This is a genomic window from Streptomyces sp. Ru62 (assembly GCF_002920615.1).
Lineage (GTDB): Bacteria > Actinomycetota > Actinomycetes > Streptomycetales > Streptomycetaceae > Streptomyces.
This window is the reverse complement of the sequence record NZ_PQSU01000001.1, coordinates 145977-166129: the sequence shown is the minus strand read 5'-3', so window position 1 is coordinate 166129 and position 20153 is coordinate 145977. Positions and strand designations below refer to the sequence as shown.

The 20153-nt window shown below is 73.1% G+C and carries 18 protein-coding genes; 8 read left to right on the top strand and 10 right to left on the bottom strand.

What is annotated here, in order from left to right:
* Positions 1-141: 141 nt before the first annotated feature.
* Entirely contained in the window at positions 142-1785 is a 1644-nt protein-coding gene (locus C3492_RS00865) for a DNA repair helicase XPB (RefSeq protein ID WP_103810023.1), read from the top strand.
* Positions 1786-1789: 4 nt separating this feature from the next.
* On the opposite strand, the gene C3492_RS00860 is transcribed toward C3492_RS00865, so the two are convergent.
* Positions 1790-3820, bottom strand: a complete 2031-nt coding sequence (locus C3492_RS00860) for an NAD(P)/FAD-dependent oxidoreductase (RefSeq protein WP_103809765.1) — start codon at positions 3818-3820, stop codon at positions 1790-1792.
* A gap of 231 nt (positions 3821-4051) precedes the next feature.
* Here C3492_RS00860 and C3492_RS00855 point away from each other — a divergent pair, with 231 nt between their 5' ends.
* Positions 4052-6106 carry an NAD-binding lipoprotein gene (locus C3492_RS00855; RefSeq protein ID WP_103809764.1) on the top strand — a complete coding sequence of 685 codons (2055 nt, stop codon included), beginning with the start codon at positions 4052-4054 and terminating at the stop codon, positions 6104-6106.
* Positions 6107-6128: 22 nt separating this feature from the next.
* Here C3492_RS00855 and C3492_RS00850 read toward each other — a convergent pair whose 3' ends face one another.
* Entirely contained in the window at positions 6129-7262 is a 1134-nt protein-coding gene (locus tag C3492_RS00850; protein ID WP_103809763.1) for a glycosyltransferase 87 family protein, read from the bottom strand.
* A 33-nt stretch (positions 7263-7295) separates the two neighbouring features.
* On the bottom strand, positions 7296-7478 hold the full coding sequence (locus C3492_RS00845; RefSeq protein ID WP_103809762.1) for a hypothetical protein: 183 nt from the start codon (positions 7476-7478) through the stop codon (positions 7296-7298).
* Positions 7479-7790: 312 nt separating this feature from the next.
* Here C3492_RS00845 and C3492_RS00840 point away from each other — a divergent pair, with 312 nt between their 5' ends.
* Positions 7791-9845 (top strand): UvrD-helicase domain-containing protein, encoded by a 2055-nt coding sequence (locus tag C3492_RS00840; protein WP_103809761.1) that lies wholly within the window; start codon positions 7791-7793, stop codon positions 9843-9845.
* A 36-nt stretch (positions 9846-9881) separates the two neighbouring features.
* On the opposite strand, the gene C3492_RS00835 is transcribed toward C3492_RS00840, so the two are convergent.
* Both C3492_RS00835 and C3492_RS00830 read right to left on the bottom strand, forming a co-directional pair.
* On the bottom strand, positions 9882-10580 hold the full coding sequence (locus tag C3492_RS00835; RefSeq protein ID WP_103809760.1) for a copper homeostasis protein CutC: 699 nt from the start codon (positions 10578-10580) through the stop codon (positions 9882-9884).
* A gap of 66 nt (positions 10581-10646) precedes the next feature.
* Positions 10647-11315, bottom strand: a complete 669-nt coding sequence (locus C3492_RS00830) for a maleylpyruvate isomerase family mycothiol-dependent enzyme (protein WP_181140126.1) — start codon at positions 11313-11315, stop codon at positions 10647-10649.
* A 283-nt stretch (positions 11316-11598) separates the two neighbouring features.
* Between C3492_RS00830 and C3492_RS00825 the strand changes: the two genes are divergently transcribed.
* Positions 11599-12243, top strand: a complete 645-nt coding sequence (locus tag C3492_RS00825; protein WP_103809758.1) for a hypothetical protein — start codon at positions 11599-11601, stop codon at positions 12241-12243.
* Positions 12244-12278: 35 nt separating this feature from the next.
* Complete coding sequence (locus C3492_RS00820) at positions 12279-13370, top strand: GNAT family N-acetyltransferase (RefSeq protein ID WP_181140151.1); 1092 nt, start codon at positions 12279-12281, stop codon at positions 13368-13370.
* Here the strand turns inward: C3492_RS00820 and C3492_RS00815 are convergent.
* Complete coding sequence (locus C3492_RS00815) at positions 13352-13627, bottom strand: DUF4031 domain-containing protein (protein WP_103809756.1); 276 nt, start codon at positions 13625-13627, stop codon at positions 13352-13354. The genes C3492_RS00820 and C3492_RS00815 overlap by 19 nt on opposite strands.
* A gap of 7 nt (positions 13628-13634) precedes the next feature.
* A complete protein-coding gene (locus C3492_RS00810) occupies positions 13635-14018 on the bottom strand; it encodes a hypothetical protein (RefSeq protein WP_103809755.1) in 384 nt (127 codons plus the stop codon).
* A gap of 56 nt (positions 14019-14074) precedes the next feature.
* Here C3492_RS00810 and C3492_RS00805 point away from each other — a divergent pair, with 56 nt between their 5' ends.
* From C3492_RS00805 to C3492_RS00795, 3 genes are all read left to right on the top strand, one after another.
* On the top strand, positions 14075-14980 hold the full coding sequence (locus tag C3492_RS00805) for a MurR/RpiR family transcriptional regulator (RefSeq protein ID WP_103809754.1): 906 nt from the start codon (positions 14075-14077) through the stop codon (positions 14978-14980).
* A 68-nt stretch (positions 14981-15048) separates the two neighbouring features.
* Entirely contained in the window at positions 15049-15972 is a 924-nt protein-coding gene (gene murQ, locus C3492_RS00800; protein ID WP_103809753.1) for an N-acetylmuramic acid 6-phosphate etherase, read from the top strand.
* 48 nt (positions 15973-16020) lie between these two features.
* A complete protein-coding gene (locus C3492_RS00795) occupies positions 16021-16593 on the top strand; it encodes a hypothetical protein (RefSeq protein WP_103809752.1) in 573 nt (190 codons plus the stop codon).
* A 29-nt stretch (positions 16594-16622) separates the two neighbouring features.
* Here the strand turns inward: C3492_RS00795 and C3492_RS00790 are convergent, their stop codons facing one another.
* From C3492_RS00790 to C3492_RS00780, 3 genes are all read right to left on the bottom strand, one after another.
* The gene (locus tag C3492_RS00790) at positions 16623-17750 is read right to left on the bottom strand and encodes an NADH:flavin oxidoreductase (protein ID WP_103809751.1); all 1128 of its coding nucleotides are present in this window, start codon (positions 17748-17750) and stop codon (positions 16623-16625) included.
* Between the two features lie 234 nt (positions 17751-17984).
* Entirely contained in the window at positions 17985-19607 is a 1623-nt protein-coding gene (gene groL / locus C3492_RS00785; protein WP_014673417.1) for a chaperonin GroEL, read from the bottom strand.
* A 299-nt stretch (positions 19608-19906) separates the two neighbouring features.
* Entirely contained in the window at positions 19907-20110 is a 204-nt protein-coding gene (locus C3492_RS00780; protein ID WP_004986573.1) for a cold-shock protein, read from the bottom strand.
* Between the last annotated feature and the right edge of the window lie 43 nt (positions 20111-20153).

The following is a 20153-nucleotide window of genomic DNA, read 5'->3' as shown; positions in this document are numbered from 1 at the left end:
GCCGCCTTCCTGTGTCAGGACTCGCGGCGCGGCGAGGGGGTTGCGCCCGGCGTCCGGCGCTGCCGATCTTGCGGCCGTGGAGCACCCCGGCCGTATGAGGCACACTGGACGTTTGGCCGTCATGGAAAGGGTGTGCCGCGCGTGAATGGTCCGCTGATCGTCCAGTCCGACAAGACCCTGCTCCTGGAAGTCGACCACGAGCGGGCCGACGACTGCCGGCGGGCCATCGCGCCCTTCGCCGAGCTGGAGCGGGCACCCGAGCACATCCACACCTACCGGGTCACCCCGCTCGGGCTGTGGAACGCGCGCGCCGCCGGGCACGACGCCGAGCAGGTCGTGGACGCCCTGGTGCAGTACAGCCGCTACCCCGTGCCGCACGCGCTGCTCGTGGACATCGCCGAGACGATGGACCGCTACGGCCGCCTCACCCTGACCAAGCACCCCGCGCACGGGCTCGTCCTCACCACCACCGACCGGCCGGTGCTGGAGGAGGTGCTGAAGTCCAAGCGGATCGCCCCGCTGGTCGGCACCCGGATCGACCCGGACACCGTGGCGGTGCACCCCTCCGAGCGCGGGCAGATCAAGCAGACGCTGCTGAAGCTGGGCTGGCCGGCCGAGGACCTCGCCGGGTACGTCGACGGTGAGGCGCACCCGATCGAGCTGCTGGAGGACGGCTGGGCGCTCAGGCCGTACCAGAAGCAGGCCGTGGAGAACTTCTGGCACGGCGGCAGCGGCGTCGTCGTGCTGCCCTGCGGCGCCGGGAAGACGCTGGTCGGGGCCGGGTCCATGGCCCAGGCGAAGTCGACCACGCTGATCCTCGTCACCAACACCGTTTCCGCCCGGCAGTGGAAGCACGAGCTGGTGAAGCGGACCTCGCTGACCGAGGACGAGATCGGCGAGTACAGCGGGACCAGGAAGGAGATCCGGCCCGTCACCATCGCGACCTACCAGGTGCTGACGACCAAGCGGAAGGGCGTCTACCCGCACCTGGAGCTGTTCGACTCCCGGGACTGGGGCCTGATCGTCTACGACGAGGTGCACCTGCTGCCCGCGCCCGTCTTCAAGTTCACCGCCGATCTCCAGGCGCGGCGGCGGCTCGGGCTCACGGCCACCCTCGTGCGCGAGGACGGCCGCGAGTCGGACGTGTTCTCCCTCATCGGGCCCAAGCGGTTCGACGCGCCCTGGAAGGAGATCGAGGCGCAGGGCTACATCGCGCCCGCCGACTGCGTCGAGGTCCGGGTCAACCTGACCGACTCCGAGCGGCTCGCGTACGCGACGGCCGAGACGGAGGAGAAGTACCGGTTCTGCGCCACGACGGAGACCAAACGGAAGGTCACCGAGGCGATCGTCCGCCGGTTCGCCGGGCAGCAGATCCTCGTCATCGGGCAGTACATCGACCAGCTCGACGAGCTGGGCGAGCACCTGAACGCCCCCGTGATCAAGGGCGAGACCTCCAACGCGCAGCGCGAGAAGCTCTTCGACGCGTTCCGCGAGGGCGAGATCAGCGTGCTGGTGGTGTCGAAGGTCGCCAACTTCTCCATCGACCTGCCCGAGGCCACGGTCGCCATCCAGGTGTCCGGCACCTTCGGCTCCCGGCAGGAGGAGGCCCAGAGGCTCGGCCGGGTGCTGCGCCCCAAGGCCGACGGCCACCAGGCCCACTTCTACTCGGTCGTCGCCCGCGACACCATCGACCAGGACTTCGCCGCCCACCGGCAGCGCTTCCTGGCCGAGCAGGGGTACGCCTACCGGATCGTGGACGCGGACGAGATCCTGGCCGAGAGCTGATCCGTCAGGCCGTGTGGACCTCCAGGGCGGCGCGCACCGCTGATTCCAGCGCGCCCTCGATCCACGCCGGCTTGACGGAGGTGTGGTCGCCCGCGAAGTGCAGGGGACCCTCGGGCGCCGGGATGGACGGGAGCAGTTCCGTGTGCTGGCCGGGCAGGAGCACGGACGCCTCGCCGTAGGCGTAGGGGTCGCGCAGCCAGCTCTGGGTGCGGCCGGCGCCGGTGTAGAAGACCTCGATCCGCCGGCCGTAGACCTCCTGGAGGCCGCACAGGGCGTGCGGGTAGCGGGCGTCGTCGTCGAGGGAGTCCCAGCGCAGGGCGTCGTCCGCCCAACTGTAGGAGGCCAGGACCACCCCGCCCTTGCTGCCGGGGACCGGGTGGGACGGGTGGTACATGAAGCGGTTGGCGTTGTCCGACACCGAGCCGCCGCCGATGACGTGGGCCGCCTCCGGCTGGTCGCGGGTGGCGGCCCGGTTGGCGGCGTAGTGCACGCGCTGGCCGGGGGTGATGTGTCCGCGCGGCACGGAGGGGTGCGCGCCGAGCAGGCGGCCGTCGCCGGGAGTCCGTCCGGTGCGGTAGGCGTCGTAGAGGCCGGGGTCGATGCGGTTCAGCTCCCGCTTCCAGTCGGCCTCGTCGAACTCCCACCAGCGGCGGCTGAACTCCAGCAGCACCTTGGTCGCGCAGTCGTAGTGCAGTTCGGTGATCGCGCGGCGCTTGGTGTACGACATCAGCGGGCTGATCTGCACGTGCCGCAGGCCGGAGAAGGGCACGGTCACCACGGCCGCGTCCGCGGTGAACTGCTCCCGCACGACGCGGCCCCCGCGCCCCTCGGAGACGGTGTCCACCCACACGTGGGGGCCCTTGTCGTGGACGTGCGGCGCCGTGTCGCCGCCGGCGCGGCCGGGGTCGTAGTACTCGATCCGGGTGACCCGCCGGTCGAACCGCACGGTGTCGCGGACCTTGGCCAGCAGGGCGTCCGGCAGGACGGCCGTGCCGCCCTCCAGCTCCCAGAACGCCGTGTCCGGGCTGATCAGGGAGGAGCCGATGAAGCTGTGGACGAAGGACAGGGGCAGCCGTGAGGTGAGGTTCTCGACGGTGCCGATGAGGTCGACCGTCCGCTCGTCCAGGCCCGCGTGCTCGGTCAGGAAGCGGAACATCGACCAGTCGCCGAAGCGCTGGATCACCCTGGCCCAGCCCCGTACCCGTTCGGGCAGCGGCTTGTCGACGCGCTTGCCGTCCGGGCCGACCGTGCTGAACTCGTCGCGCACCGGGTCGAGGACCGAGCGCAGGATGGCGGCGGCCGGTGTGTCCCAGTGGGCGCGCGGGACACCGAAGGAGCGGTTGACGCGCCGGGGTGCGCGGGCGTAGTCGGCGCGCCGCACCCGGATGCCGTTGACGTGGATCCAGGTGTGGGAGGCGGGGCGTCCGTCCGCGTCGACGTCGACGTAGTAGAAGGGCCGCTTCTTCAGGCCCAGTTGGCCGATGAGGTCCATCACCAGCGGGTGGCTGCCGGGCAGCCGCATCGCGCCGGCCTCGGCGTACTGGCGGGGGTCGGCGAAGGGCTGTGCCGCCCGCTCGTGGCCGCCGCGGCGGAAGGTCTTGATGCGTCCGCCCGCCCGGTTGCCGTTGGCCTCCAGGACGGTCACGCGGTGTCCGGCCCGCTTCAGCAGCCAGGCCGTTACGAGGCCGGCCGGGCCCGCTCCGATGACGAGGACGCTCTTGGGCCCGCCCGCCCGCTGTCGGGGGAGGCCGTCCTTGAGGACCCGCTGGTAGCCGGGGACGAGGGGCCGGTCGCCGGAGTCCACGACGAGCAGGGCCCGTGCGGCGGCGAGGCAGCGGTCGAAGTCCGGGCCGCGCGCGTCGGCGGGGGCCGCCGGGGCGGCGGCCCGAGGGGGCGCCGGGGCGGGCAGGGCCGCCGCGGCGCCCGCGCCGCCCGCGCCGAGGACGGTGGCCGCGGCGGTCGCGCCGGCCGCGGTGGTGAGCGTACGCCTGGTCAGGCCGCCGTTGCCGGCGTCCACCTGCTGATCTTCGGTCATGGCGAACTTCTACTGGTCCGCCGGACCGGCGCGCCCCGGGTCGCGGTGAATTGCCACGGACGAGGGAAAGCCGCCGTTCAAACCGGGGGGACCGGGGTGCGCGGAGGCACGCCGAGGGGTCCCGCCGCACCCGATTACGGCGAAGGGATGAATCACGCCCCGTGCCGCGCGTCGCGGGGTGCCGGGTCAGGACACTGCCCCCTACAGGCCCTGTGGCGGAAGGGGAACAAGGTGGAACAGCGGCGTCCCGGGGTGGGTGCCCGAGCGCGGTACTGGTTCGACACGACCCTGGCGCGCGGGACCTCGGCCCTGGTCGGCTGGCTGGTGGTGGTCTGCCTGGCCCTCGTCGTCCCCGCGAGCGCGGTGCTGGTGTGGACGGCACCGCACGCCCCCGCCGGCCTGTCCGGGAAACTGGCGCAGGTCTGGCGCCTGACCGGGGAGACGCTGCGGCTGGGCGGCACCACCGGCGCCCCGTTACGGGTGCTGCTGTCGGTGCTGCTGGCCCTCGTCGCCCTGGTGTACGTCTCGACCCTCGTCGGGCTCATCACGACCGGGCTGACCGAACGGCTCATCGCCCTGCGGCGCGGGCGCTCCACGCTGGTGGAGCACGGCCATGTGGTGGTCCTGGGCTGGTCCGAGCAGGTGTTCACGGTGGTGGGCGAACTGGTCGCGGCGGGCGCCAACCAGCGGGGTTCGGCCGTGGCCGTCCTGGCCGACCGGGACAAGACGGCCATGGAGGAGGCCCTGTACAGCAAGGTGGGTCCCACCGGCCGGACCCGGCTGATCTGCCGCAGCGGCCCGCCGGCCGATCCGGCCGTGCTGGCCCTGACCAGCCCGGCCACGGCCGACTCGGTGCTCGTGCTGCCGCCCGACGACGCGCGCGGCGACGCGGAGGTGGTCAAGACCCTGCTGGCCCTGCGGGCGACGGCGTCCGGGGGCGACGCCACCGCGCCCGTCGTGGCCGCGGTCCGGGACAGCGGCTACCTGCTGGCGGCCCGGCTGGCCGCCGGCGAGCGCGGCATCGTCGTGGAGAGCGACACCGTCACCGCCCGGCTCATCGCCCAGGCCGCGCGCCGCCCGGGGCTGTCCCTCGTCCACCGCGAGCTCCTGGACTTCGCCGGGGACGAGTTCTACCCGGCCTCCCACCCGTCGCTGGTCGGCCGGGACTTCGGGGACGTGCTGCTCTCCTACGGCAACGCGTGCGCGGTCGGGCTGATCCGCGACGGTGTGCCGTGGCTGAACCCTCCGGCGCGGACGGTGATCACGCCGGAGGACCGGATCATCGTCATCGCCGCCGACGACGACACCGCCGAACTCGCCGACTGCGCGCGGTTCGTCGAGGAGCGGCTCATGGCGGACCCCCGGCCGCGGGACACACGGCCGGAGCGGGTACTGGTGCTGGGCTGGAACCGCCGGGCGCCGCTCATCCTCCGGGAGTGGGGCCGCAACGCGCCGCCCGGCTCCGTCGCCGACGTGGTGGCGGACGAGGACGGGGCGACCGTGCGGACGGCGTGCGACACCGGCGACGCCGACTGGAGGTGTGTGCACCGCAGGGGCGACACCACCCGGCCGGAGACGCTGTACGGCCTGGACATCGCCTCCTACGACAGCGTCATCGTGCTCGGCCGGGACGCGCGGCCCGGCGAGCCCCCGGAGGAGCCGGACAACCGCACGCTCGTCACCCTGCTCGTGCTGCGCCACCTCGAACAGCGCATCGGCCGGGAACTGCCGGTGGTCACCGAACTGGCCGACGACGGCAACCGGCCGCTCGCACCGCTCGGCCCCGGAGCGGATGTGATCATCAGCGGCAAGCTCGTCGGACTGCTGATGGCGCAGATCTCCCAGAACCGCCACCTGGCGGCGGTGTTCGACGAGTTGTTCTCGGCCGGTGGTACCCAGATCCATCTGCGGCCCGCCGCCGACTACGTACTGCCGGGCCAGGAGGCGGCCTTCGCCACGGTCGTCGCGGCGGCGCGCGACCGGGGCGAGTGCGCCATCGGTTACCGCGGCCACGCCGACGCCGGCCGCGCCCCCGGCTACGGGCTGCGCGTCAACCCGCCCAAGGCCGAACGCCGGCAGTGGACCACCGGTGACGAGGTCGTCGTCATCGCCGGCGACGACGACGGCGACGGCGACGGCGACGGCGACGGTCACGCGAGCGGGCGCGGGCACGGGCGTGTTCCGCGGAGCCGCGACGCGCGGGACGAACGGCACGGCGGTGACGGCGCCGGCCGCTTCGGAGGGGACGCCCGCGCCGGGGAGAGCGCGGACCCGCCGACGGGGTGACACCGGCCGGTGTCCGGCCTCCTCACCGGGGACTTGAGGCCGGGGCCGGTGCACAGCGGCGGCCGGTCGCGCTGTCGTACGCGATGAGCAGCCCCAGGGCCAGAAGGGGGTACGCGGCCGCCAACGGCTGCTGCCACCAGGCCAGTTCCAGGTCGCGGGTGCCCTCGTGGGGCACCAGCCACATCGTGCGGGCGGTGAAGACCAGGGCCACCGGTACGGCCGTGCGGGTGCGGCCCTCCGCCAGCAGCACGACGAGCAGCGGTACGCACCACACCCAGTGGTGGGTCCAGCTGATCGGGCAGACCAGCAGGACCGTGCACGCGGCCAGCAGGACGCCGTGGCTCTCCCGGCGGGCCCGTGCGGCCAGCCCCAGGCCCGCCACGGCGACCACCGCCGCCGGGAGCGCCCAGGCCAGGCCCGGCGCGGGGTCGCCCAGCGCCCGGGCGACCAGCCCGCGCAGGGACTGGTTGTCCACGATCCACGCCTTGCCCACCCGCCCGGTCTCGTACAGCCGCCGGGTCCAGAAGTCCGCGCTCGCCGCGGGCAGCAGGGCGGCACCGAGCGCGACCGTCCCCGCGAAGGCCGTCCCCGCCGTCGCGGCCTCCCGCACCCGGCCGCGCAGGAGCAGGTACGCCATGAACACGGCCGGGGTGAGCTTGACACCGGCCGCCATCCCGAGGGCCAGGCCCTTGGCACGGGCGCCGGCCGGGCGGGTCAGGTCCCACAGGACGAGGCAGGCGAGGGCCAGGTTGATCTGCCCGAACAGGAGCGTCTGGAAGACCGGTTCCAGCCACAGGGCGAGGGCCGTGGCCGTGCAGAGCGGGGTCGGGGGCAGGGGCCGGGAGGCCAGGCGGGCGGAGAGGGCGACCAGGGTGGCGAGCAGGAGCGCGTTGCCCGCGAGGAAGAGCGCCTTCAGGACCGGGACCGGGAGCCAGACCGCGGGGACGAACAGGATCGCCGCGAAGGGGGGATAGGTCGCCGGGAGGTGCCACTCGGTGACCGTGAAGCCGTACAGGTCGGTGCCGTGGACCACGGCCGCGCCCTCGGCCCGGTAGACGAGGAGATCGGCCATGGGTGCGCCGCGCAGGACGCACAGCGTGAGGAAGGCGGCGAGGGAGAGGGCGAGGAGGAGCAGGGCAGGGCAGGAGGGCGTCAACGTCCGTTTCCGCACGGACGCGACCCTATGCCGTCACTTGTGGTGTATGCCCGCTTCCTCGCCGTACTCGCCGAGGATGACGACGCTGAAGGCCGCCTCCAGGAACACCTTCACGGCCCGCAGGGCGTTGCCGAGCAGGTGGTGGTGGGGGCCGTCGACTGCCGTGGCTCCGGACGGGGGGCGGACGGGGGCCGGTGTGATGCTTGCTGCGCTCATGTCTCCATGGTGGAACTCGGGACCCCTCACCCGCATCGGTCCGCGGGTCCAATTCGGGACGCCCCCGCGTAGACCCCCGGGTGGACACCGCCCCTGGACCTGAGTCCCCCTGCCCCCTAGGGGACGGGGCCCGCAGGGGACGCACCACCGACGAGCTCCGGCGGAACCGGGCCGGAAAATCCATTGGCCCCCGCCCCGCCCCCTCCCCTAAAATCTCCGCTCTTGCCCGCCTCCCCACGGAGTGCCGTCGCCCGGCCGGAAACCGGGCGGCATCGTCGTAGCCCACGCAGCAGGCCCACCGGAGGCACCCCCTTGTCCACGCCCGCCCACGACCCGCTCGACGACCCCCTCGCCCGAGAGCGCTCCCACCTCGCCGCGTCCCGTGCCGCCCTGCGCGCCATGCGGGAGGACGTGGAGGCACTCGACATCAGCGACGTCACCGCCAACTGGGTCAACGCCGCGGTGCTCTCCCGCCAGATCGACGAGCGCATCAAGGCACTGGCCGACCTCAGCGACACCCCGCTGTTCTTCGGCCGGCTCGACTACCTGCACGCACCTGGCGCGGAGCGGGCCGAGGGCGCCGAGGGAGAGCGGTTCTACATCGGGCGGCGGCACGTCCACGACGCCGACGGCGACCCGATGGTCATCGACTGGCGCGCGCCGGTCTCGCAGCCGTTCTACCGGGCGTCCAAGAAGGACCCCATGGACATCGGGCTGCGCCGCCGCTTCGGGTACACCGGCGGCGACCTGACCGCCTACGAGGACGAGCACCTCTCCGACCCGGCAGAGACCGCCACGACCAGCAAGCTGCTCCAGCAGGAGATCGAGCGGCCCCGCGTCGGCCCGATGCGGGACATCGTCGCCACCATCCAGCCGGAGCAGGACGAGATCGTCCGCAGCGGGCTCGGCGGCACGGTCTGCGTGCAGGGGGGTCCGGGCACCGGGAAGACCGCCGTCGGCCTGCACCGGGTCGCGTACCTGCTCTACGCCCACCGGGAGCGGCTGGCCCGCACCGGCACGCTGGTCATCGGGCCGAACCGGTCCTTCCTGCACTACATCGAGCAGGTCCTGCCGGCGCTGGGAGAGCTGAGCGTGCGGCAGGCGACCGTGGACGACCTGGTCGCGCAGGTGGAGGTGCGCGGCACGGACGACGCCGCCGCCGCGATCGTCAAGGGCGACGCCCGGATGGCCGAGGTCCTCAGGCGCGCCCTGTACTCCCACGTGACCATGCCCACCGAGCCGGTCGTGGTCGTGCGCGGCTCGCGGCGCTGGCGGGTGCCGGCGTACGAACTGGAGGAGATCGTCCGGGAGTTGCTGGACCGGGACATCCGCTACGGTGCCGCCCGCGAGGCCCTGCCGCAGCGCGTCGCGCACGCGGTACTGGTGCAGATGGAGCGGGCCGGGGAGGCCCCGGACGACCGGGTGCAGGACGCGGTCGCCCGCAACAGCGCGGTGAAGGCGGCCGTGAAGGCCCTCTGGCCGGCCGTCGACCCGGCCAAGCTGGTGCTGCGGCTGCTCACGGACGCCGAGTTCCTCGCCGAGCACGCGGCCGGGCTCCTGGACGAGGACGAACAGAAGACGATCCTGTGGGCCAGGCCGGTGCGCAGCGTGAAGTCGGCCAAGTGGTCGCCGGCGGACGCCGTGCTGATCGACGAGGCGACCGACCTCATCCAGCGCACGCACTCGCTCGGCCATGTCGTCCTGGACGAGGCGCAGGACCTCTCCCCCATGCAGTACCGGGCCGTCGGCCGCCGCTGCACCACCGGCAGCGCGACCGTGCTGGGCGACCTCGCGCAGGGGACGACCCCGTGGGCGACCCGGAACTGGGCGGAGGCACTGGCCCATCTCGGCAAGCCGGAAGGGGCCGTCGAGGAGCTGACGGCCGGTTTCCGCGTGCCGACGGACGTCATCGCGTACGCCTCCCGGCTGCTGCCGCACATCGCGCCCGGCCTCACCCCGGTCGCCTCCGTCCGGGAGAACCCCGGGTTCTTCGAGGTCCGTACGGCCACGGGGACGGCGGACGTCGTCGCCGCGTGCGCGGAGCTGCTGCGCAACGAGGGCTCGACCGGCCTGATCGCCGCCGACGCCCGTGTTCCGGCGCTGGCCGAGGCCCTGACGGCGGCCGGCGTCTCGTACCTGGCCCCCGGTGAGGAGACCACCCGCGAGACGCGGCTGACCCTGGTCCCGGCCTCGCTCGCCAAGGGTCTGGAGTACGACTACGTGGTCCTGGACGAGCCGCAGGCCGTGGTGGACGGCGAGCCGGACGAACGCACGGGCCTGCGGCGCCTGTACGTGGCGCTGACCCGTGCGGTGTCGGGCCTGATCGTGACGCACACGGCACCACTGCCGCCGCAGCTCGCCGGGTAGGGCGCCGCACCCGCTCCGGGCGCACCCCGTACGGGCCTAGGCGGCGTCGCCGTCCAGGGCCGTGCGCCACTGGGCGACCGCGTCCGCCGAGACCTGGCCCCGCCAGCCGTCGGGGCGGGCCGCGCCGCCGATGTGGAACGCCTCGATCCCGCCCGCGCGCAGCCGCGCGACATGGTCGAGGCGCAGTCCGCCGCCGACCATGATCTGCTGCTCGTACCCGGGCTCGCCGTCGTGCGCCGCCTCGGCGAGCAGCGTGGGCATGCCGTCGTCCACGCCCGTGGCGGAGCCGGCGGTGAGGTAGGTGTCCAGACCCGGCAGGTCGGCGAGCTGCTTGCGCAGGGCGTCCCGGTCGGCGGCCCGGTCGATGGCCCGGTGGAAGGTCCAGCGGCAGCCGCCGAGCGCGTCGACGACCCGCTCCACCGCGCCCAGGTCGACACCGCCGTCCGAGGCGAGGAACCCGAGCACGAACTGGTCGGCGCCGGCCTGCCGCAGCGCGTCGGCCACGCCGATCAGCCGGTCCAGGTCACCGGCCGCGAAGCCGTCCGCGAGACGGAGCATCACGCGCAGATCGATGTCGACGGCGGCGCGGATCGCGGCGACGGTGGCGGGCGCGGGGGTGAGCCCGTCGGCCGCCATCTCGGTGACCAGCTCCAGCCGGTCCGCGCCTCCGGCCTGGGCGGCGACCGCGTCCTCGACATCGAGAGCGATCACCTCCAGGACTGCACGCTTGCTCATGGCACCCCATTCATCGGCGCTACAGGTCTAGTCCAATCCAAGACTACGCCTGCCCGGGGACGCCACTCATCCGAAGATGTTCAGCTCCCCCTCCCGGGCCCCGGCCAGCTCGTAGGACGCCCCGTTCAGCGGCCGCCCGGCGTACAGCCGTACGAGCGTGGCCGCGTCGCCGATGTACCGGGCGGGCGGGCCGCCCGCGGCCATCGCACCGAGCCGCAGCGGCTCGTCCAGGTCGTCGAGGTCGGCGTGGAGCGGCACGTGCTCCTTCTCGCGGGTGATCCGCGCCAGCAGCGTCAGCGCGTCGGGCAGCCCCGCTCCGGCGTACGCCCCCGGTGCCCCCAGTACCTCCCGCACGTCGCCGGCGTGCACCCACTCACCCAGCGCGATCATGTCCAGTGAGCCGTCCGTCCCGGCGATCACCGGTCCGGCCTCCGTCATCCCGCGCTCCAGCTCGTCCACGACGCGCGCGTTCGTCCAGCCGGCCCGCTCGGCGATGTCCCGCTCGTTCGACTCCGGTGAGAACACGCCCTTCTCGAACCGGTTCTCCACCACCCGCATCAGCGCGGCGGAACAGTGCGCCAGCACGTCCCGCACCGTCCAGCCCGGGCACCCGGCCGACGGCAGCGCGAAGTCGGCGTCGGGCCGGGACCGCAGCAGCGGGACGAGGGCGTCACGCTCGACGGCCAGCAGCCGCCCGGGGAGCTCGGGATCGCGTACTTCCTGCGTCTCGGTCATGGGGGTCACGCTAGGGGCGCCGACGGACGGCCGTCACGCGGGAAACGGATGGGCAGCCGGGCCGGGGCGCCCCCACGGGACGACTCGGGCCGCCCCGGCGGCAAGGGCCGCCAGGAAGACGGCACCGGACAGCACGGGCCACCACGAAGACGGCCACCAGGAAGACGGCACCGGAGAGCACGGGCAGCCACGGACACGGCACCGGAGAGCACGGGCCGACACCCGGTCGGCACGGGGCCGGCACCCGGTCGGCACGGGGCCGGCACCCGACACAATGGGGGACATGGCCGACCTCGACGCCCTGCGCCTCCGTTTCGCCCGCGCCCTGGAAGCAGTCCGCGCCCCCGGCGGCGGCCCCGACCCCGTCCCCTACGCCGACAACCTGCTCGCCCGCTGGCAGGAACCGCAGCGCCGCTACCACACGGTGGCCCACCTCACCGCCGTGCTCGACCACGTCGACGTGCTGGAGGAGTACGCGGCCGACCCGGACGTGGTCCGCCTCGCCGCCTGGTTCCACGACGCCGTCTACCTCCCCGAACGGTCCGAGAACGAGGAGCGGTCCGCACGGCTGGCCGAGCGCGCCCTGCCCGAGGCCGGTGTGCCGGAGGCGAAGACGGCCGAGGTGGCCCGGCTGGTCCGGCTCACCGTCACCCACGACCCGGCGGGCGACGACCGCGACGGGCAGGTGCTGTGCGACGCCGACCTCGCGATCCTGGCCGCACCCCCCTCGGCGTACGCCGTCTACACCGCCGAGGTCCGCGAGGAGTACCACTTCGTACCGGGCGACGCCTTCCGGGAGGGCCGTTCGGCGATCCTGCGCCAACTCCTCGCCCTCCCGCGGCTGTACCGCACCCCGTACGGGCAGGAGCACTGGGAGGCCACCGCCCGCTACAACCTCACGTCCGAGCTGGAAATGCTGTCGACCTGAGGACGCCCCCGCCGTACTGTGCGCGCATGCGGACGATGAGCGGGGATCAGGTGGAGGCGGCCGTCGCGAGCTGCGCGGCGGCACTGCGCGAGGCGCTGGACCGGGACTGGGACGCGGTGAACGCGGCCGGCCTGGAATGGAGTTGCCGCACCACGGCCTTCCACATCGCCGAGGACTTCGCCGCGTACGCGAGCCGCCTCGCCGGCCGCGCCCAGGACCGCCTCCCGCTGCGGATCACCCTCCCCGAGGGCACCGACAACGCCGGCCTGCTCCAGGTGATCGAGGCCACCGGCGCCCTGTTGGCCGCCGCCGTACGCACCACCCCGCCCGGCGTCCGCGCCTTCCACCCCGTCCACTTCGGCAGCGCCGACCGGGAGGGCTTCGCCGCGATGGGCGTCGCCGAGGCCCTGTTGCACACCCACGACATCGCCCGGGGCCTGGGCCTGCCCTACGAACCGCCCGCCGAGCTCGCCGAATCCGTCCTGGCCTGGCTCTTCCCGCACGTCCAGCCCGGCCCCGCGCCCTGGCCGACGCTGCTGTGGGCGACCGGCCGCGGCGAGCTGCCCGGCCGCGCCCCGGTCACCGACTGGACCTGGTACAACAACCTCGTCCTGCCGGCCGGACGCGTCACCCTCACCGGCATCCGCCCGGCCGCCGCCCGCGATCTGGCCCTCGGCGGCGACGGCGGCTTCCAGTGGCTGGACGACGGCCCGTACGAGGGCACCCGGGAGGCCTGCTCCCACCTGCTGAAGGCGTACGAAGCCGGCGTGCACCGTCCGGAGTTCGGGGTCTTCGCCCTCGTGCGCGCCGAGGACGGCCGGGCGGTGGGCGGCATGGGCTTCCACGGCGCCCCGGACGACGAGCGCCGGGTGGAGATCGGCTACGACCTGGTCGAGAGCGCCCGCGGCCACGGCTACGCCACCGAGGCGCTGCGCGCGCTGACCGAGTGGGCGCTGGCCCGGGACGACGTCGACACGGTCGTCGCCACGATCGAACCGGCCAACCTGCCCTCCCAACGGGTGGTGGCCCGGGCGGGGTTCACCCGCGCGACCGTGGAGGAGGAGCGCACCGCCCACGACGAGGACGCCATGGAGACGGGACTGCGGCTCTACGTCCGCCGGGCCTGACGCCCCTTGCGCCTGCGCAGACCGGCGCAGTGCAGCAGGCGGACCACTTCACGGCTGCTGACCTGCACCGCGCCCGCCGCCACCGCGTCCGCGTAGCGGTGGGAGGGGACGTCGTAGTGGTCGCTGTCGAAGGCCCGGCGGGGCATGCCCAGGCCCTCGGCGAACAGGTGCAGTTCGTCGTACGACACATCGCTGACCAGGTGCGACCACATGCGCCCGTGGCCGGGCCAGGTCGGCGGGTCGATGTAGAGGGTCACCGGCGCCTCATGAGGACGTCGTCCCGCGCAGGGCCGGCCCCAGCGAGCCCACCGACGCGACCTTCACGCCGGCCTTGTGGCACACCCAGTGCGGATCGGGACCCAGTTCCGGCTCCACGTCCAGCGCGTGCGGGTCGCCGGAGCCGCAGGCCGGGCACAGCGGCCAGCGGCCGTACCGCTCCAGCAGCGCGTCCTGCACGTCCTGGGCGACCAGCCCGGCCACGAAGGCCGCGCCGTCCGGCCACTGCTCGACCCACCAGCGCCGCTGGGCGATGGAGTCCTCCACCAGCGAGACGACGTCGGCCTCCGCGACCTCTCCCGCGACGAGATCCGCGAGCACGCGGGCGCGGGCCGCGTGCAATGACTGCTCCAGGGGGCTGATGGGGTCCATGCACCCCATTGTGCGCACTCTTGACCGCGACACCGAACCGAAAATATCTTTCACATGTGACCCAGGACGTGAAGGAAATTTTCGGCAGCCCGGGCGGATCGCTCGCCGCCAAGGTGCGCACGCTCGCCCCGTCCATGACCCGGTCCATGCAGCGCGTCGCCGAGGCCGTCGCCGGTGACCCGGCCGGCTGCGCCGCCCTCACGGTCACGGGCCTCGCCGAACTCACCGGCACCAGCGAGGCGACGGTCGTCCGCACCGCCCGGCTGCTCGGCTATCCGGGCTACCGCGACCTGCGGCTCGCCCTCGCCGGGCTCGCCGCCCAGCAGCAGTCCGGGCGCGCACCCGCGATCACGACGGACATCGCGGTGGACGATCCCATCGCCGACGTCGTCACCAAGCTCGCCTACGAGGAGCAGCAGACCCTCGCCGACACCGCCGCCGGACTCGACACCGGCCAGCTCGGCGCGGCCGTCACCGCGCTGGCCGCCGCCCGCCGCACCGACGTGTACGGCATAGGGGCGTCCGGGCTCGTCGCCCAGGACCTCACCCAGAAGCTGCTGCGGATAGGGCTCATAGCCCACGCGCACAGCGACCCGCATCTCGCGGTGACCAACGCGGTGCAGCTCCGTTCGGGTGACGTGGCCCTGGCGATCACGCACTCCGGGTCGACCGGGGACGTCATCGAACCGCTCCGGACGGCCTTCGAACGCGGGGCGACGACGGTGGCCATCACCGGGCGGCCGAACTCGCCGGTCACGCAGTACGCCGACCTCGTGCTGACGACGTCGACGTCACGGGAGACGGAGCTGCGGCCCGCCGCGATGTCCTCCCGGACGAGTCAGCTGCTGGTCGTGGACTGTCTGTTCGTGGGAGTGGCGCAGCGGACGTACGAGACGGCGGCACCCGCGCTGGCCGCCTCCTACGAGGCGTTGGCGCACCGGCACCGGAGCGGTTCGCGATAGAGGGTAGGAAGGAGCCGCAGGAAGGTTCACCACCCCCGTCACACGTCACCGGAGAGAGCCACCCCCCTATGACCTCTCACGACCTGCGCGACCAGCTGGCCTCGTTGACCACCGAGGCCTTCCGTCCGGAACTCGCCGAGATCGACCGGTTGCCCACCCTCGACATCGCCCGGCTGATGAACGGCGAGGACGCGGGCGTGCCCGCCGCCGTGGCGACGCAGCTGCCGCGGATCGCCGCCGCCGTCGACGCGGTCGCCGCGCGCATGAGCCGGGGCGGACGGCTCGTCTACGCCGGCGCCGGGACCGCCGGCCGGCTGGGCGTGCTGGACGCCTCCGAGTGCCCGCCCACCTTCAACACCGACCCCGAGCAGGTCGTCGGCCTGATCGCGGGCGGTCCCGCGGCCATGGTCACCTCGGTCGAAGGCGCGGAGGACTCCGAGGAGTTGGCCCGCCGGGACCTGGACGCGCTGAAGCTCACCCCGGACGACACCGTGGTCGGCGTCTCCGCCTCCGGCCGCACCCCGTACGCGGTCGGCGCCGTCGAGCACGCCCGGGCGCTCGGCGCGCTGACCGTCGGCCTCGCCTGCAACGAGGGCAGCGCGCTGGCCGCCGCCGCCGAGCACGGCATCGAGGTCGTCGTCGGCCCGGAGCTGATCACCGGCTCCACCCGGCTGAAGGCGGGCACGGCCCAGAAGCTGGTGCTGAACATGCTCTCGACGATCACGATGATCCGGCTCGGCAAGACGTACGGGAACCTGATGGTCGACGTGCGCGCCTCCAACGACAAGCTCCGGGCCCGCTCCCACCGGATCGTCTCCCTGGCCACGGGCGCGAGCGACGCCGACATCGCCAGGGCTCTCACGGAGACCGGCGGCGAGGTGAAGCACGCGATCCTGGCCCTCCTCGCCGGCGTCGACGGCCCGACGGCGGCCCGCCTCCTGGAGGAGTCCGGCGGTCATCTGCGCACGGCGCTGGGCCACGCGGCAGGCTGACGGACCGTGCGGTCAGGGCACCATGGAGGGGAGGAGGCACCCACCGACATGAATCACGCCCAGCTCACCGCCCTAGGACGGGCTCTCCGGCTGCTCGGGGAGCACGGGGAGGCCCTGACCGCCGACACGCCGGACGCCCGGCTGCACGAGATCAAGGACGACCTGCGGCGCGCCCTCGACCTGCTGGACGACACCGTGACCACCGCCGCGCCCACCACCCGCTGCCCCGAGCACCCGCAGGGACCGGTGGACGAGAGCGCGCCCGACCTGTGCCTGCTGTGCGAGACCCGGCGCCGGGCCGCCCGCCGGTCGGAGTTCCAGGGCGGCCGGCCCCGGCCGGGCGAGCCGGCCCCCTCCGCCCCCTCCCGGTACGGCGTCCGCGGTGACCGGCCGCAGGCGCAGCAGCGGTGGCTGCCGGAGCTGTGGAACGGCCAGGAGTGGCAGCTGTGCGGGACGCCGCGGCGGGACCGGCGCGAGGCGGAGGCGTATCTCGCCGCCCAGCGGCGCGGCTCCCGGCCCGCCATGGCGTACCGGCTGGTGCACGAGTTCACCGACTACGAGGTGCTGCGGGTGTGGGGGACGCCGGTACGGGTCGACATCGAGCCGATGGGCAACCTCTAGCGGCCGGCGGCCCCCGGGGGTGACGCCGGTCAGCTCAGGGTCTTCGCGGCCGCCGCGTCGTACGGCTTGAGCTCGTCGAAGCGGCCGGAGAGCACCTTGGCCGCCCACTCGGGGTCCTGGAGCAGCGCGCGGCCGATGGCCACCAGGTCGAACTCGTCGGCCTCCAGGCGGTCCAGCAGGTTGTCGATGCCCTTGACCGGGGAGCCCTCGCCCTGGAAGGCGTTGATGAAGTCGCCGTCGAGGCCGACCGAGCCGACGGTGATGACGGGCCTGCCGGTGAGCTTCTTCGTCCAGCCGGCCAGGTTCAGCTCGGAGCCGTCGAACTCGGGCAGCCAGTAGCGGCGGGTGGAGGCGTGGAAGACGTCGACACCGGCCGCCGCGAGCGGGGTGAGGATGGCCTCCAGCTCCTCGGGGGTCTCGGCGAGCCGGGCGGTGTAGTCCTGCTGCTTCCACTGCGAGTAGCGGAAGATGACCGGGAAGTCCGGTGACACCGCCGCACGCACCGCGGCGACGATCTCCGCGGAGAACCTGGTGCGGGCCACCGGGTCGCCGCCGTACGCGTCGGTACGGCGGTTGGTGCCCGCCCACAGGAACTGGTCTAGGAGGTAGCCGTGGGCGCCGTGGAGCTCCACGCCGTCGAAGCCGATGCGCTCGGCGGCGGCAGCGGCCTCGGCGAACGCGGCGATGACGTCGTCCACGTCCGTCTGCGTCATCGCCTTGCCGGTGGGCTCGGCGCCGGCGGTCTCCAGGCCGGAGGGGCCGACGGCGGGCGCGTCCGGGAAGGGGGCGTCGCCCTGCTTGCGGACCATGCCGATGTGCCAGAGCTGCGGGACGATGGTGCCGCCGGCCGCGTGCACGTCCTCGGCGACCTTCGCCCAGCCCGCGAGCTGCTCCTCGCCGTGGAAGCGCGGGACGCGGTCGCTCTGGCCGGCCGACGGGTGGCCCACGTAGGTGCCCTCGGTGACGATGAGGCCGACCCCGGCGGCCGCCCGGCGGGCGTAGTACGAGCGCACGTCCTCGCCCGGGACGCCGCCCGGCGAGAACATGCGGGTCATGGGCGCCATCACGATCCGGTTCGGAACGGTGAGGCCGTTCAGCGTGAGCGGGCGGGACAGGACGCGGGCCGCGCGGGAGGCGGGGGGCGTGGTGACGGTCACGTGGGGGGCTCCTCGTGAGTGGACGGGATGAACCGGCTGGTATGTGCGCACGCATTGTTGCAGCGTCTTAAGTAAACACCGCGCACCGGCCCGCGTTCCGGTCCGGTCCGGAGCCCCTCACGTGATTCCGGACACCCTCGTCCCACCCCGGGAACGCCCGAGGGCGGCACCCCCAGCCGGAAGCTGGGGGTGCCGCCCTCGGTCCGTAGGACAGGCGATCAACCGTCAGGTCGATCAGAAGTCCATGTCACCGCCCGGCATGCCGCCGCCGGCCGGGGCCGCGGCCTTCTCCGGCTTGTCGGCGATGACGGCCTCGGTGGTGAGGAACAGCGCGGCGATGGAGGCGGCGTTCTGCAGCGCGGAACGGGTCACCTTCGCCGGGTCGATGATGCCCTCGGCGACCAGGTCGACGTACTCGCCGGTCGCGGCGTTCAGGCCGTGACCCGGGGTCAGGTTGCGCACCTTCTCCACCACGACGCCGCCCTCAAGGCCGGCGTTGACGGCGATCTGCTTCAGCGGGGCCTCCAGGGCGATGCGCACGGCGTTGGCGCCGGTCGCCTCGTCACCCTCCAGCTCCAGCTTCTCGAAGACCTGGGAGGCCTGGAGCAGGGCCACGCCACCACCGGCGACGATGCCCTCCTCGACGGCCGCCTTCGCGTTGCGGACGGCGTCCTCGATGCGGTGCTTGCGCTCCTTGAGCTCCACCTCGGTGGCGGCACCGGCCTTGATGACCGCGACACCGCCGGCGAGCTTCGCCAGGCGCTCCTGCAGCTTCTCGCGGTCGTAGTCCGAGTCGCTGTTCTCGATCTCGGCGCGGATCTGGTTCACACGGCCGTTGACCTGCTCGGAGGAGCCGGCACCGTCGACGATGGTGGTCTCGTCCTTGGTGATGACGACCTTGCGGGCGCGGCCCAGGAGGTCCAGGGTCGCGTTCTCCAGCTTGAGGCCGACCTCCTCGGAGATGACCTCGCCGCCCGTGAGGATGGCGATGTCGCCGAGCATGGCCTTGCGGCGGTCACCGAAGCCCGGGGCCTTGACGGCGACGGACTTGAAGGTGCCGCGGATCTTGTTGACGACCAGGGTCGACAGGGCCTCGCCCTCGACGTCCTCGGCGATGATCAGCAGCGGCTTGCCCGACTGCATGACCTTCTCCAGCAGCGGGAGCAGGTCCTTGACCGAGGAGATCTTGGAGTTGGCGATGAGGATGTACGGGTCCTCCAGCACCGCCTCCATGCGCTCCATGTCGGTCGCGAAGTAGGCGGAGATGTAGCCCTTGTCGAAGCGCATGCCCTCGGTGAGCTCGAGCTCAAGACCGAAGGTGTTGGACTCCTCGACGGTGATGACGCCTTCCTTGCCGACCTTGTCCATCGCCTCGGCGATCAGCTCGCCGATCTGGGTGTCGGCGGCGGAGATGGACGCGGTGGAGGCGATCTGCTCCTTGGTCTCGACGTCCTTCGCCTGCTCCAGCAGGGCGGCGGAGACGGCCTCGACGGCCTTCTCGATACCGCGCTTCAGAGCCATCGGGTTGGCACCGGCGGCGACGTTGCGCAGGCCCTCCTTGACCAGGGCCTGGGCGAGCACGGTCGCGGTGGTCGTACCGTCACCGGCGACGTCGTCCGTCTTCTTGGCGACTTCCTTGACCAGCTCGGCGCCGATCTTCTCGTACGGGTCCTCGAGCTCGATCTCCTTGGCGATGGAGACACCATCGTTGGTGATCGTGGGGGCGCCCCACTTCTTCTCGAGGACGACGTTGCGGCCCTTGGGGCCCAGCGTCACCTTCACGGCGTCCGCGAGCTGGTTCATGCCGCGCTCGAGGCCGCGCCGCGCCTCCTCGTCGAACGCGATGATCTTGGCCATGTGAAGTGGTCCCTCCAGGACTGGGGGTGATTCCTTCGGACCGCGCCCGCGCCCGCGACGGACGGCTCGCGCGCCTCGTGGTTCCTTGCCCCACCCGGCCCGCGGGCCTCACCGACCCGGTCCTTCGCTGTCACTCTCACCTTCAGAGTGCTAACGCCAATGATTAGCACTCGGCATGGTCGAGTGCAAGCGCCTGGTCGGGTGGGAGGCCCCCGTCAGCCGCACGCGAACAGCGGAACCGGGGCACGGCGAAGGGCCCGCACCCTCTGCGAGGTGCGGGCCCTTCGGACAAGAAACGTTCAGGCGGTGACGCGAACCATGTCGGCCTGCGGACCCTTCTGGCCCTGCGAGATCTCGAACTCGACCCGCTGGCCCTCTTCCAGGGTGCGGTAGCCGTCCATCTGAATCGCGCTGTAGTGGACGAAGACGTCCGCACCACCGTCGACCGCGATGAAGCCGTACCCCTTCTCCGCGTTGAACCACTTGACGGTGCCCTGAGCCATGCCTAACTCCCCTATTACTGGCCCTTGCACAGATCCACACTTC

Excerpts from the sequence above, each read along its gene's own strand:
- C3492_RS00860 (WP_103809765.1), bottom strand. The coding sequence starts at position 3,820 with ATGACCGAAGATCAGCAGGTGGACGCCGGCAACGGCGGCCTGACCAGG.
- C3492_RS00845 (WP_103809762.1), bottom strand. The coding sequence starts at position 7,478 with ATGAGCGCAGCAAGCATCACACCGGCCCCCGTCCGCCCCCCGTCCGGA.
- C3492_RS00835 (WP_103809760.1), bottom strand. The coding sequence starts at position 10,580 with ATGAGCAAGCGTGCAGTCCTGGAGGTGATCGCTCTCGATGTCGAGGAC.
- C3492_RS00830 (WP_181140126.1), bottom strand. The coding sequence starts at position 11,315 with ATGACCGAGACGCAGGAAGTACGCGATCCCGAGCTCCCCGGGCGGCTG.
- C3492_RS00825 (WP_103809758.1), top strand. The coding sequence starts at position 11,599 with ATGGCCGACCTCGACGCCCTGCGCCTCCGTTTCGCCCGCGCCCTGGAA.
- C3492_RS00820 (WP_181140151.1), top strand. The coding sequence starts at position 12,279 with ATGAGCGGGGATCAGGTGGAGGCGGCCGTCGCGAGCTGCGCGGCGGCA.
- C3492_RS00810 (WP_103809755.1), bottom strand. The coding sequence starts at position 14,018 with ATGGACCCCATCAGCCCCCTGGAGCAGTCATTGCACGCGGCCCGCGCC.
- murQ (WP_103809753.1), top strand. The coding sequence starts at position 15,049 with ATGACCTCTCACGACCTGCGCGACCAGCTGGCCTCGTTGACCACCGAG.
- C3492_RS00795 (WP_103809752.1), top strand. The coding sequence starts at position 16,021 with ATGAATCACGCCCAGCTCACCGCCCTAGGACGGGCTCTCCGGCTGCTC.
- groL (WP_014673417.1), bottom strand. The coding sequence starts at position 19,607 with ATGGCCAAGATCATCGCGTTCGACGAGGAGGCGCGGCGCGGCCTCGAG.
- C3492_RS00780 (WP_004986573.1), bottom strand. The coding sequence starts at position 20,110 with ATGGCTCAGGGCACCGTCAAGTGGTTCAACGCGGAGAAGGGGTACGGC.